The organism is Pseudodesulfovibrio karagichevae, from assembly GCF_041414475.1.
GTDB classification, from domain to species: Bacteria; Desulfobacterota; Desulfovibrionia; order Desulfovibrionales; family Desulfovibrionaceae; genus Pseudodesulfovibrio; species Pseudodesulfovibrio karagichevae.
Map to the genome: position 1 here is coordinate 50,116 of NZ_JBGLYH010000018.1, position 12,415 is coordinate 62,530.

12 protein-coding genes and 1 tRNA gene are annotated in these 12,415 nt (G+C 64.9%); 11 read left to right on the forward strand and 2 right to left on the reverse strand.

Annotation, left to right across the window (positions count from 1 at the left end; genetic code table 11):
• Positions 1-3 precede the first annotated feature (3 nt).
• The 6 genes from AB6M95_RS08385 to AB6M95_RS08410 all read left to right on the forward strand — a co-directional run bounded on the left by AB6M95_RS08385 (position 4) and on the right by AB6M95_RS08410 (position 4,080).
• Entirely contained in the window at positions 4-960 is a 957-nt protein-coding gene (locus AB6M95_RS08385; protein WP_371386282.1) for a phage tail protein, read from the forward strand.
• On the forward strand, positions 960-2,132 hold the full coding sequence (locus AB6M95_RS08390; RefSeq protein WP_371386283.1) for a hypothetical protein: 1,173 nt from the start codon (positions 960-962) through the stop codon (positions 2,130-2,132). Before AB6M95_RS08385 ends, AB6M95_RS08390 begins: the two co-directional genes overlap by 1 nt.
• 9 nt (positions 2,133-2,141) lie before the next feature.
• The gene (locus tag AB6M95_RS08395; RefSeq protein WP_371386284.1) at positions 2,142-2,765 is read left to right on the forward strand and encodes a phage tail assembly chaperone; all 624 of its coding nucleotides are present in this window, start codon (positions 2,142-2,144) and stop codon (positions 2,763-2,765) included.
• A gap of 54 nt (positions 2,766-2,819) precedes the next feature.
• Positions 2,820-2,945 (forward strand): hypothetical protein, encoded by a 126-nt coding sequence (locus AB6M95_RS08400; RefSeq protein ID WP_371386285.1) that lies wholly within the window; start codon positions 2,820-2,822, stop codon positions 2,943-2,945.
• A 240-nt stretch (positions 2,946-3,185) separates the two neighbouring features.
• Entirely contained in the window at positions 3,186-3,383 is a 198-nt protein-coding gene (locus tag AB6M95_RS08405) for a Com family DNA-binding transcriptional regulator (protein ID WP_371386286.1), read from the forward strand.
• Positions 3,384-3,387: 4 nt separating this feature from the next.
• A complete protein-coding gene (locus AB6M95_RS08410; RefSeq protein ID WP_371386287.1) occupies positions 3,388-4,080 on the forward strand; it encodes a DNA-methyltransferase in 693 nt (230 codons plus the stop codon).
• A 265-nt stretch (positions 4,081-4,345) separates the two neighbouring features.
• Here the strand turns inward: AB6M95_RS08410 and AB6M95_RS08415 are convergent.
• Positions 4,346-4,421, reverse strand: a tRNA-Ala gene (locus AB6M95_RS08415).
• 136 nt (positions 4,422-4,557) lie between these two features.
• Between AB6M95_RS08415 and AB6M95_RS08420 the strand changes: the two genes are divergently transcribed.
• Genes AB6M95_RS08420 through AB6M95_RS08430 form a run of 3 tightly spaced genes read left to right on the forward strand, consistent with a single transcriptional unit; the run spans position 4,558 to position 6,865 of the window.
• Positions 4,558-5,556 carry an ABC transporter permease gene (locus AB6M95_RS08420; RefSeq protein ID WP_371386288.1) on the forward strand — a complete coding sequence of 333 codons (999 nt, stop codon included), beginning with the start codon at positions 4,558-4,560 and terminating at the stop codon, positions 5,554-5,556.
• Entirely contained in the window at positions 5,553-6,395 is an 843-nt protein-coding gene (locus AB6M95_RS08425) for an ABC transporter permease (RefSeq protein WP_371386289.1), read from the forward strand. Before AB6M95_RS08420 ends, AB6M95_RS08425 begins: the two co-directional genes overlap by 4 nt.
• Positions 6,392-6,865, forward strand: a complete 474-nt coding sequence (locus AB6M95_RS08430) for a GNAT family N-acetyltransferase (protein ID WP_371386290.1) — start codon at positions 6,392-6,394, stop codon at positions 6,863-6,865. Before AB6M95_RS08425 ends, AB6M95_RS08430 begins: the two co-directional genes overlap by 4 nt.
• On the opposite strand, the gene AB6M95_RS08435 is transcribed toward AB6M95_RS08430, so the two are convergent.
• Positions 6,862-9,162, reverse strand: coding sequence for a response regulator (locus AB6M95_RS08435; protein ID WP_371386291.1), 2,301 nt, complete (start codon positions 9,160-9,162; stop codon positions 6,862-6,864). The genes AB6M95_RS08430 and AB6M95_RS08435 overlap by 4 nt on opposite strands.
• Before the next feature lie 202 nt (positions 9,163-9,364).
• Here AB6M95_RS08435 and AB6M95_RS08440 point away from each other — a divergent pair, with 202 nt between their 5' ends.
• A complete protein-coding gene (locus AB6M95_RS08440) occupies positions 9,365-10,612 on the forward strand; it encodes an alginate lyase family protein (protein WP_371386292.1) in 1,248 nt (415 codons plus the stop codon).
• 39 nt (positions 10,613-10,651) lie between these two features.
• Positions 10,652-12,274 carry a DNA repair protein RecN gene (locus AB6M95_RS08445; RefSeq protein ID WP_371386293.1) on the forward strand — a complete coding sequence of 541 codons (1,623 nt, stop codon included), beginning with the start codon at positions 10,652-10,654 and terminating at the stop codon, positions 12,272-12,274.
• The last annotated feature ends 141 nt before the right edge of the window (positions 12,275-12,415 follow it).

Sequence of the window (12,415 nt, forward strand, 5' to 3'; positions counted from 1 at the left end):
CGCATGTCTTTGATTCTCACTAAAGCCGGGCTGAACGCCTACGCACAGTCCGAAGCGACCGGCACCAAGCTCCAGGCCACCCACATGGCCGTGGGCGACGGCGGCGGCGCACCCGTGGCCCACACGGACACGTCCGAGGCCCTGGTCAACGAAACATGGCGCGGCGAATTGCAAAGCATTGAGGTTGCCGCATCCGGCGAGGTCGAATTCACGGGCCATGTCCCCATCACAGTGGGCGGCTGGTATATCCGCGAAATCGCCATCTACGGGGGTGAAACGCTCCTCGCCTTAAGCAGCCATCCCGAAACCTGGAAACCCGCCCCTGAAGCTCCTGACAAGGTGGAATTATTGATCACCGCCCCGGTCAAGTTCGCCAACGCGGCGGTGATCAACCTGACCGTGGACACGACCAAGGTCCTGGCAAGTCAGGAACATGTGGCTGGAAGAATTGCAGAGCATGACGAAAGTGCCGAGGCTCACAGTGGAATCCAAAACGGGTTGTCAGACCACATCAAGAATAAAGATGCTCATGGTGGGCCTCATGCCGCAAAAGACCATACCCACAAAACCGAAGAAGTGACTGACCTCCTTTCTGAATCCCATACTTACTCCGCTCCCCAAGGGTATGAGCAGGCCTTGCTGGAAATAGAGGATGGCACTGTTGCCTGGGACTGCTCTGTGGTCCCCTCGGCCATCCTGTACCTGGACGACGACGTGACCGAAATGGTCATCGGTAGATACCGCCCCGGCGACGCTTACGACCTGACCATCGTGCAGGGTCCCGGCGGCAAGGCATGCACCATGCCCTCGGCCCTGCTGTGGCCCGACGGCGAGGGCTACGAGCCGGAGACTGACGCCGGGACCATCGACCGCATTTACCTCGCACCATTTACCGACCCGAAAGACGGCAAGGTCAAGGTTTTGGCAACTGCCGAATACAGCTACAAGGAGGCCGAGTAATGTCCTGGCTGAGACGCAAAATCCAACGCGCCAAATCCGGCAAGGGCAACTGGTTTGGTGACGGCAGTGACGGCGACATCCGCATCACCTCTGCCGGTGCCGAGCAAAGTTTCGACGGCGGCGTGACCTGGTCAACCATTTCCACCTGGACCCTCGTCGATTCGGTCGTGTCCATCCCGTCCGAGCAGGACGGCGATATGGTCGTGATCAACGCTGTAAATTTGACCGTTGACGAAGGGTATTTGCTGACCGTTGCCAACCGCTGCCGGGGGCTGCTGATCTATTGCACCGGCAATGCCACTATCAACGGCACCCTGTCCATGACCGCCCGTGGCTGCCATGCAAACCCGGCGGACGCCACGGTCACCAGCGATACACCGGTGGCCCCGAGTGACGGCAACGCTGTGCCGTCGGAGGGGCTGATTATTCGCCGTTTGGCTGCTGGCCACACGGATACTCATACGGATGCCACGCTCGGCTATGGCTGTGGGCAGACCGTCGTGGATAGCGAGGCCAATCAACCCGAGGTTACTGGCAACGGGGTGGTCATTGCGATACCCCGCGTCGGCGGAGACGGTGGCGCAAGGATAGAAACCCACGACCAAAATGGCGTGGAGTCGAACGACGGCGGGAGTGTGGAGAATGGTACCGGCGGTGGCGGGTCCGGTTCCTGGTACGGCTCTGGTTATTCTACCGCCGGGTCTAGCGGTTCCGGGGCGGCTGGAACTTGTTTTTCTGGTGGGTCTGGTGGCGGGTCTGCTTGCGAGAATGGCGCAGCCGATGATGCCGAAGCATACGGCGGCGCAGGTGGCGTAGGCAACCAGACGAACAAAAGGTCCTATCCCTGCGCGGGCGGGACCGGGAACCCCGCCGGACACGGCAATCCTGTCGGTAAAGACGGGACAGGCGGGTTACTTGTGCTCATTGTGCGCGGGGTTATTTCAGGCACCGGAACTATTGAGGGCAAAGGAGTGGCATCGAACACCGGCAGCAGTGGTGGCGGTGGAGCCAGTGGCGGCGGTGTTGTAGTGGTGCTTTTGGGTAAAGATGACAAGTTTACCGGGGCAATTTCCGCTGCTGGCGGGGCGGCTGTCAAAGTGGGCAATTACAGCGGATATTCCGGCGCGGGCTGTAACGGCTCTGTCATAGGCCCCTACAAGATCAATCGATAAGGAGACGATATGCAGCAATACAGATACACAGACGCCACCACGGGCGCAGCCCGGCAGGTCATCCACAACGGCCAAGTATATCCGGCCTCCTACCTCACCCGACGCACCGCCGAAAGCGAGGCGGCATGGATTGAGCGTATAGCAGTTATCGGCGTGACCCCGGTTAAATATGAGCCATGGACCGGCGACCCCAACACCCAATCCAAGGGCGACCCCGTGGAGACTCTGACCGACGGCTGGCTGGTCATCGGCTACCCTAATACCACCGACAAAACGCCGTATTACAACAAGGCTACCCGCGAGTTGATGTACGTGGCCGAAGGGCAAACCGTGCCGGATACCTACACGGCACTGGAGCCGACCTATGACCTTTATTCCACATGGGACGAGGTCGCCGGGGAGTGGATATTAGACACCGAACGCAAGGCCGCAAATGAACGGGCCGAGCGGGACACCCGGATGGAGGCGGCACGCTGGCGCATTGAACGCTATCAATCCGAGGTGCGCCTGGGCCGTACACCCACCGACGACATTGCCGAGCTGGATACGTATTTCCAGGCCCTGCGTGATGTGCCAAGCCAACCAGGTTTTCCCGCGTCTGTAGAATGGCCCACTGAACCCGAAAACAATTAGCCACAAAGCAACCAAGGCGGCATTGTGCCGCCGTAGACCAATAAGGAGAGACTCATGCCTTCCATAAAAAACAATCTGGACAACGCTGCCGAGGGGATTTGGAGCAAGTACAAACTCCCCATCATCGTCGGAGCCGTCATGCTCATCGTAGGACTGGCAACAGGTATCTACATCGCGTAACCGGTGGCGAAGCTGCCATCAACCCAGTTCATTAACAATGAGATCGGTATTGATCAAAGACTACGGCCCGCCGGATTGCTCCGGCGGGCCAAATCGAGAGGAACAGGCGGGGGCTACAAGCACCCCCACCGGCGCGGTGCAGCAACACCGCACCACGACCCCACGGATGGCAGCAACCATTCCGCAGAGAAACCGCTGTTCCGGCGACACTTCTCACAGGGGTAACCCTTCAAAGTCAATATGAAAAACCAAATTCGCTGCGGAAACTGCAACCGTCTGCTCGCCAAAGGGCAGGCCGTAAACCTCCAAATCAAGTGCCCCCGTTGCGGCACCCTCAACCACCTGAAAGCCACGAGCCTCAACCCAGAAAGCCAACGAGCCTCCACCGGAGATTCGCGTGAAGATACAGATAGGCAATGCAACCATGTGCCAAGGTGAGGCCTTGGCACATTTGAAGGCATTGGATGAATGCTCGATCGATGCCGTGCTGACGGACCCGCCGTATTCCAGCGGCGGCCTGACCATCGGGCAACGCCAGCAAGCGCCGTCGAAGAAGTACCAAAGCTCCGACGCGCAGAAGAAGTTCGCCGACTTCCCCGGCGACAACCGGGACCAGCGCTCGTTCATCACCTGGGCCACGCTCTGGCTTGCCGAGGCCTACCGCGTCACCAAGCCCGGCGGCGTCTGCATGATGTTCACGGACTGGCGGCAGCTCCCGGCCATGACCGACGCCCTGCAAGCGGGCGGCTGGCTCTGGCGCAACATCGTCGTCTGGGACAAACCCACGGCCCGCCCGTCCAGGGGCGAATTCAAACGCCAATGCGAGTTCGTCCTCATCGGCAGCAAAGGCAAACTGACACCGGCCACCGACCGATGCCTCCCCGGCGTCTACCGGCGCTCCATAGTCGCCAGCTCCAAGCGCCTGCACCTGACCGAGAAGCCGGTCCCGCTCCTCCACGATCTGCTCCAGATCACCCCGGAGGGCTGCACCGTCCTCGACCCCTTTGCAGGCTCCGCCACCACGGCCCAAGCCTGCCTCGAAACAGGCCGCCGGTTCATCGGCATTGAACTCTCGCAGACCTACTTCGAAACAGCCTGCACCCGCCTCAAGACCCTCGCCAACTGGACCCTCTAACCACCCCCACCAACCAACGCGCATAGCATCGGCCATGCCAAACAAAAAATCGGCCACGCAAGTTTTCTCAACTTACGTGGCCGATTTTCTCAAATTGAATGTCAGCTTACAGCCTTGTAGGGCCACCGGGCAGCGTTTGTTCGATGGACACGGGATACTCAGACGAATGGCCCCAATCCCCCCCCCGATTTCATTTGTATATTCTTTTGTATATCCCACGAAAAAAGGCTTAGAAGGAAAACCTTCTAAGCCTTTTGCTTTCTTGTGGTGGAGCTGGAGGGAATCGAACCCACGACCTCTTGAATGCCATTCAAGCGCTCTCCCAACTGAGCTACAGCCCCACGTCGTTGGGTGGAGGGTAATTATCCAAGGGGCGGGCGGATGTCAACCGAAAAAATCGGCGGGTACCCTTGTTGATTGATTCGGGGGCGGTCTTGCAGTAAGAAATGAGGACGGTTGGAATCATTAGGAGAATCAATGGGCCAGGTCCTCAAGAAAATTCTGATAAAACTATTGTGGGTGATCGTGGTCTTTCTGGGGATCACGGTCATCAGCTTCTGGGTCATCCACCTGGCCCCCGGTTCGCCCACGGACCTGCAGACCACGCTCAATCCCGAGGCGGGCGTGGAGGCGCGCCTCCAGCTCGAAAAGCTCTACGGCCTGGACCAGCCCCTGCACGTGCAGTACGCGGGCTGGCTAAAAAGGCTGGTGCGGCTCGACTTCGGCCAGTCCATGTCCGGCGACCACCGGCCGGTCTGGGACAAGATCAGGGAGCGGCTGCCCCTGACCTTCGGCATGAACGTGGCCTCCCTCATCCTGACCCTGCTCATCGCCGTGCCCATCGGCGTGGCCGCGGCCTGGTGGCGGGGCGGGGCCTTCGACAAGATCTCCACGGTCATCGTCTTCATCGGGTTCGCCATGCCCGGCTTCTGGCTGGCCCTGCTGCTCATGCTCTGGCTGGGCATCAGCTGGCCCATCCTGCCCATTTCCGGCCTGACCTCCATGGGCTTCCACTCCATGTCCGGGCCCGAGCAGTGGTGGGACGTGACCAAACACCTGATCCTGCCCATCTTCATCTACACCTCGGGCTCCTGGGCGGGCATGTCCCGGTTCATGCGCTCCTCCATGCTCGAGGTCCTGCGCCAGGACTACATCATGACCGCGCGGGCCAAGGGGCTGTCCAGCCGGGTGGTCCTGTTCAAGCACGCGCTCAGAAACGCGCTCATGCCGGTCATTACCATCCTCGGCCTGTCCGTTCCGGCGCTCATCGGCGGGTCGGTGATCATCGAATCCATCTTCGCCCTGCCCGGCCTGGGCCAGCTCTTCTACCAGGCGGTCATGGCCCGCGACTACCCGCTGATCATGGGCTCGCTGGTTCTCGGCGCGGTCCTGACGCTGGCGGGCAACCTGCTGGCCGACGTGGGCTACGGCCTGGCCGACCCGCGCATCCGCGTGGGCCAGGGGAGGGGCCGATGAAACGCCGTCCGCTCAAGCGCGTCTCCCCGTGGGCGCGGCACGCCCTGCTGGTGATCGGCGCGCTCATCGTCGGGATCATGTCCTTCGGGGCCGTGTTCGCCCCGCTCATCGCGCCCTTTGATCCCAACTTCATCAACGTGGACGCCCTGCTCCTGCCGCCGAGCGCCACCCACCTCATGGGCACGGACGCGCTCGGCCGCGACGTGTTCTCGCGCATCCTCTTCGGCGGGCGCGTGTCCCTGTGGGTCGGGTTCGTGGCCGTGGGCATCGCCACCTCCATCGGCGTGATCCTGGGGCTCATCTCCGGCTATTTCGGCAAGATCGTGGACGAGATCATCATGCGCGGGGTGGACGTCATGCTCTGCTTCCCGTCGTTCTTCCTGATCCTGGCGGTCATCGCCTTTCTGGAGCCGAGCCTGACCAACATCATGATCGTCATCGGCCTGACCGGCTGGATGGGCGTGGCCCGGCTGATCCGTGCCGAGACCCTGTCCATCCGCGAGCGCGATTTCGTCATGGCCGCCCGCTCCGCCGGGGCCGGACCACGGCGGATCATCTTCCGGCACATCATGCCCAACGCCATGGGGCCGGTGCTGGTGTCCGCCACGCTCGGCGTGGCCGGGGCCATCCTGACCGAGTCCTCGCTCTCCTTCCTCGGCCTGGGCGTGCAGCCGCCCGACGCCTCCTGGGGCAATATTCTGATGGAAGGCAAGGAGGTCCTCGGCATCGCCTGGTGGCTGTCCGTGTTCCCGGGCCTGGCCATCCTGGTGACCGTGCTCGGCTACAACCTGCTCGGCGAGTCCCTGCGCGACCTGCTCGACCCGAGGCTCAAGCAGTGATCCACATCCGCCCGGCCTCGGCCGAAGACGAAGCGTGCATCGCGGGAATCATCCGCGCCTCCATGCTCGCCAGCTACGCGCTGTTCCTGCCCGCGCACCAGTTCCAGAAGATCCTCGACATGGACCGGCCCGCCCAGGTGGCCCGCGAGAGCGGACCGCGTTTCAGCATGGCCCAGGTCCACGGCGTCCCGGCGGGAGCCCTGCTCCTCAAGGAAGACTACGTGGACCATCTGTGGGTTCGCCCGGAATTCATGGGGCGAGGGGTGGGCTCCGCCCTGCTCGATCACGCCGTGGACCGCGCCCGCCGGGCCGGATTCGACCGGCTGACCCTGGACTGCCTGGCGCGCAACGAGAAGGCGCTGGCCTTCTACCGGGCCAAGGGGTTCGCCCTGGAGCGGGTCTACGTCGCCGCCACCTACCTGGTGGGCGAGAACGTCTGCCTCATGGCCAAGGCGCTCGCCACGGACTAGCCGCCCGCCTTCGACCGGAGCAGGAGCCGGTTCATGACCCCGGTCAGCCGGTCCAGGTCCACGGGCTTGGGCAGGTAGTCGTCGGCCCCGGCCTCGAGAAATGTCTCGCGGTCCCCGGACATGGCGAAGGCGGTCAGGGCCACGATGGGAATGTCCGCATTCCGCGCCCCGGCCCGGCCCTCGCGGATGGCCCGGATGGCCTCCACCCCGCCCATGACCGGCATCTGGATATCCATGAGCACCAGCCCGAAATCCCCCTCTTCGAGCGCGCGCAGGGCCTCGGCCCCGTTCTCCACGCCCTCGGCCGCGAAGCCGGCCTTCTCCAGGTACGTCCGGACCGCCATGCGGTTGACCGGCTCGTCCTCGGCCAGAAGCACGGCGCAGTGGGCGCTGGTCCGGCAGACCGGGTCCGGCAGGGCCGGGTCCTCCTCCGCCCGGTCCGGCAGCCGGAAGGGCAGGCAGAAATGGAAGGACGTGCCCAGACCGGGACGGCTGGCCGCGTCCACGCTCCCGCCCATGAGGCCCACCAGGTGACGGACGATGGACAGCCCCAGGCCCGCGCCTTGGAACCGCCTCCCGTAGCCGATGTCCGCCTGCATGAACGGCTCGAACAGCCCGTCCATGTCCGCCTCGTCCATGCCGATGCCCGTGTCCGACACGGCGAAGAGCACCCGGCAGGCGGCCGGGTCCCCGCCCGGCAGGGGATAGGCCTCGACCTCCACGGCCCCTTCGTCGGTGAACTTGACCGCGTTGCCCACCAGGTTGTTGACCACCTGCTGGAAGCGCACGGCGTCGCCCGCCAGCACCTCGGGCACGGCCGGGTCCACGTGGACGGTCAGGGTGATGCCCTTGTCCTGGCAGGACGGCGCGAAGAGCTGGCCCACGAAGCCCAGGATCTCCCTCGGGCGGAACGGTCCCTCGCACAGGGACAATTTGCCGGACTCGATGCGGGTCAGGTCCAGGATGTCGCCGAGCAGGTCGGTCAGCCTGGACACCGACTGCACGGCCAGGTCCACGTATTCGGCCTGCTCCTCATCCAGGCTTGTGGCCTGGAGCAAACGGTGCATGCCCACGATGCCGTTGAGCGGCGTGCGCAGCTCGTGGCTCATGTTGGCCAGGAAAAAGGTCTTGGCGTTGTTGGCGGCCTCGGCCCGCTCCTTCTGCTCGGCCAGCTCGGCCTTCTGGCGCAGGAGGTCGGCCCGGGCCAGGTTGAGCTTCTCGACCATGCGGTTGTAGGCCTCGCCCAGCTCCAGGAGTTCGGTGGGCAGCCCGGCCACGCCCACCGAGGAATCGGGACGGCCCAACCCGAGGTTGTCGAAGGCGTGCCGGAACTGCTCCTTGGCCGTGTCCAGGAGGTCGTCCCGGCTCAGGACCGTGATGCACAGCCAGTCCATGCAGTGCAGATCCACCCAGCAGACGTGGAAGTCGTCGTCCTCGGTCTCCACGACCCGGTAGCCCTGGCGCTGTTCCAGGAGCTCCGCGGGGTCGAGCCCGGCAAAGGCCGGGTGCAGGTTTCCGAAGGAGATCACGGACTTCTCGCCCTTGGCCATGTCGTCCACCACCACGCCTCGGCTGGAGGCGATGACCACGCCGTCGCCGCCGACCACGCAGGTCAGCTGCGAGGGATAGGCCGGGGCCAGGACCGAGGCCCGGACCAGGCTGTCCACGCGCAGGTCGATGGACCACAGGCCGATGAATTCGTCGTTCTCGTAGATGGGGATGGAGGCGGCGATGATCAGCCCCTGCCCGGCGTAGTCGATGTGCGGCGGGGACCAGCGGGCCAGCCGCTCGGGGTTGGCCTGCGGGCAGACCGAGGCCCAGGTGTGGTATTCGGACCATTGGAAATCCGGGGTGATGGCCGTGATCTGGTCGATGTAGGGGTATTGCAGGGCCGTGTTGGTCGCGTCCTGGTAGTAGACCCAGACCGTGCCGGGCAGCCGCTGCCGCAGGGTGCGCAGCAGGTCGCCCATGTTCCGGTGGCAGAACAGCCGATACCGGGCGTCCGGGTCGTCCATCCGGTCGGGCGGCCAGGAATAGCTCATGACCCCCTCGGGCAGCCGCCCGTCGCGGAAGGCCGCCAGATCGGGCAGGCTCAGGAAGAACCCGTCCCCGCCCACGGCGAACCCCTCGCGCGCGAGCCAGGCGCTGATCAGGGCCGGGTCGCGCGGCGTGATCTGGAACAGCTCCAGGGTGTGGCACGCCAGATAGTGCAGGGTGTCCTTGACCCTGTCCAGTTCGCAGGCGATGACCCTGGCCACGATCCCCAGCCGCGTGCGTATGCGTTGCAGTTCGAGCATGAGCCGTTCCTCCGCGCGGCGTGCGCCCAGCCCAGGAGAAGGCACGCCTCCACGCTCCCTCCAAACTACGCCCGGCGCGGCCCCGGCGACATTATTATTCGGACCGCGCCGCATGCCGCCCCTTTCCCCCGGAGGCGCGGTAAGGTATACGGAATCATCGTCCGGCATCCGCTCATCGGCCCGGACCACACGAGGCAATGCCATGATCCGACGCCCCTTCCCCTTCCGAACCGTCATGCAGGCCGTGCTGTCGGCCGTTTGTCTGGCCGCCGGGCTGGTCGTCTGTCTGGCCGCCCCGGCCCCGGCGGGCGTGAACCTGCCGCAGACCATCGTGCTCTCGCCCGAGGTGCTCTACCAGTCGCGGCAGCGGATCCTGGCCCGCGAAGGCGCCGTGCGGACGGCCATGGCCGCGCTCAAGGCCTCGGCGGACGCGGCCATGCTCGTCCCGGTGGAGCCGGTCACGGCCAAGGGAAGGAGCGGTTCGGGCCTGCCGGTCCGCGAATACCGCTCCCTGGCCCCCTACTGGTGGCCCGACCCGAAATCGCGCACCGGGCTGCCCTACGTGCGGCGCGACGGCGAACGCAACCCCGAGGCCGACTCGGACCGCTATGACCGAAAACGGCTCACGCGCATGGCCATGACGGTCCGCACCCTGGCCCTGGCCTGGTATTTCACGGGCAACCAACTCTACGCGGCCCGGGCCTCGGCCCACGTGCGGGCCTGGCTCTGCGCCCCGGCCACGCGCATGGTCCCGAACCTGGAGCACGCGCAGATGCGCCCCGGCCTGGACCAGGGCAACCGGACCGGAATCATCGAGACCGCGGCGCTCATCCCCGTGTGCGACGCCATCCGGCTCCTGGAGCCGTCCAAGGCCTGGACCGGCGAGGACTCGCGCAGGGCGCGGGAGTGGTTCGGCAAGTATCTGTTCTGGCTGTTGCGCAGCGAGCAAGGCCGGGCCGAGGCCGCCGCCCTGAACAACCACGGCACCTGGTTCGACGCCCAGGTCGCCGCCTTCGCCCTGTTTCGCGGCGACCGGGAGCTGGCCCGCGAGGTGGCCGGGATGGCAGGCAACCGGCGCATCGCCACCCAGATACTGCCCGACGGGTCCATGCCCCGCGAGCTCGCGCGCACCCGGCCGCGCCACTACACCTTCTTCAACCTGGAGGCCTTGATGGTCCTGGCCTCGGTGGGCGAACGGTGCGGCCTGGACCTGTGGCACTGGGCCACGCCCACGGGCCAGTCCATCCGCAGGGCCCTGGACCGGAACGGGCCGCACCTGGACCCGGCCGACCCCCTATCCGGAACCGGGGCGGACGACTTCGACCCATACCCGTACGTTCCCCTTTTCCGCCGTGCGGCTCTGGTGTATAACGACACGCGTTACCTCGATTACCTGGTCCCGCTGGACGAGCAAACCCTCGCCCGCGAAACGTCCTTCATCGCGTACTGACTTTAACGATCGATCCCCGGCCCCCGGAGGCACCACCACATGCTCGAACTGCTGCGCATCCGAAACCTGGCCCTCATAGAGGACGCGGAACTGGAGTTCTCGTCCGGCCTGAACGCCCTGACCGGCGAAACCGGCGCGGGCAAGTCCTTCATCATGCGGGCCGTGGACTTCCTCATGGGCGAGCGCATGGACAAGAAGCTGGTCCGCCCCGGCACGGACAAGGCCACGGTGGAGGCGCTCTTCGTCCTGCCCGAGGGCGAAACCGTGATCCGGCGCGAGCTGTCCGCCGAGACCGGGCGCAGCCGGGTGTACGTCAACGACACCCTGTCCTCCCAGCCGACCATCCGCGACATGGCCGCCCGGCTGGTCATCCACACCTCCCAGCACGGGCAGCAGAAGCTCCTCTCCCCGGCCTTCCAGTCCGAAATCCTCGACTCCTTCCTGCCCGACCAGTCCCTGCTGGCCGCGCGCAGCGACCAGCTCGCCGTGCTCAACGACGTGCTCGAACGCAAGCGCCGCCTGTCCGAGAAATTCGACGACCTGCAAAAACAGCGGGAATTCCTGGAGTTCCAGAAAAAGGAAATCGAGACCGTGGACCCGCAGCCGGACGAGGAAAACGAGCTGGAGGAACGCAAGAAGATCCTCAAGGACCGCGAACGCGCGGGCGAATGCCTGCAGAACGCCCTGGACATCCTGCACGGCGAGGTCGGCCTGCTCGACGCCATGGCCCTGCTCAACCGCGAGATGGAGATCATCGCCCGGCTCTTCCCCGGCTTCGACGAGGACCGCGAGGCCATCGAGGAACTGCGCATGCGCCTGCACGACATGGACTCCCGGCTGCGGCGCGGCCCCTCGGATTTCGACGACGACGATCCCATGTCGCTGGACGACATCGAGGCGCGCCTGTTCGCGCTGGCCAAGCTCAAGCGAAAACTTCGCCGGGGCCTGGACGAGATCGTTGACATGAAGGCCGAAATCGACGAAAGCCTCTCCTTCCTCGACGCCTGCGCCCTGGACATGAAGAACCTGGGCCGCGAGGAGGACCAGGCGGCCGCCGCGCTCAAGGAGACCCTGGCGAGCCTCAACAAGGCCCGCAAGAAGGCCGCCGGGGAGCTGGCCATCCGCATCGTGGACGAGCTGACCGACCTGGGCTTTTCCGAGCACGTCAAGGTCCATTTCGAATTCGACGCGCGCGAGCTCTACCCCGGCTGCGACGACATGCGCGGACGGCTCATGTGGGTGCCCAACCCGGGCCAGCCCGCCCAGCCGCTCGACAAGATCGCCTCGGGCGGCGAGCTCTCCCGGTTCCTGCTCGCCCTGGTGACCATGCGCGGCAACGGCAACAAGGACGGCGAGGAAAAGGACGCCCGCCCCTCGCTCATCTTCGACGAGGTGGACGCGGGCATCGGCGGCCTGACGCTCAACTCCGTGGGCAAGAAGCTGCGCGCCTTGGCCGACCGCCAGCAGATGCTGCTCATCACCCACTGGCCGCAGCTCGCCCGCATGGCCGACCGCCACTTCCTGATCAAGAAGGAAGTCGTGGACAACGCCACCTACACCCGGTGCGAACGGCTGGACAACGATGAGATCAAATGCGAACTGGCCCGCATGGCCGGAGGCGGCGAACAGGGCGCGGCCCTGGCCGAGAAATTATGTAAGTGAGGGGTGGGATGTGCCTCCGGGCCTCAGCCGTTGGCGAGTCATCGAGCCTTACGGATGAGGACAGCAGCGATCGGCCGGGGGAAGGGGAGGAAAAACCCTTTGAAAAGGGTTCTTTCCTCCCCTTCCCCCGGACCCCCATCC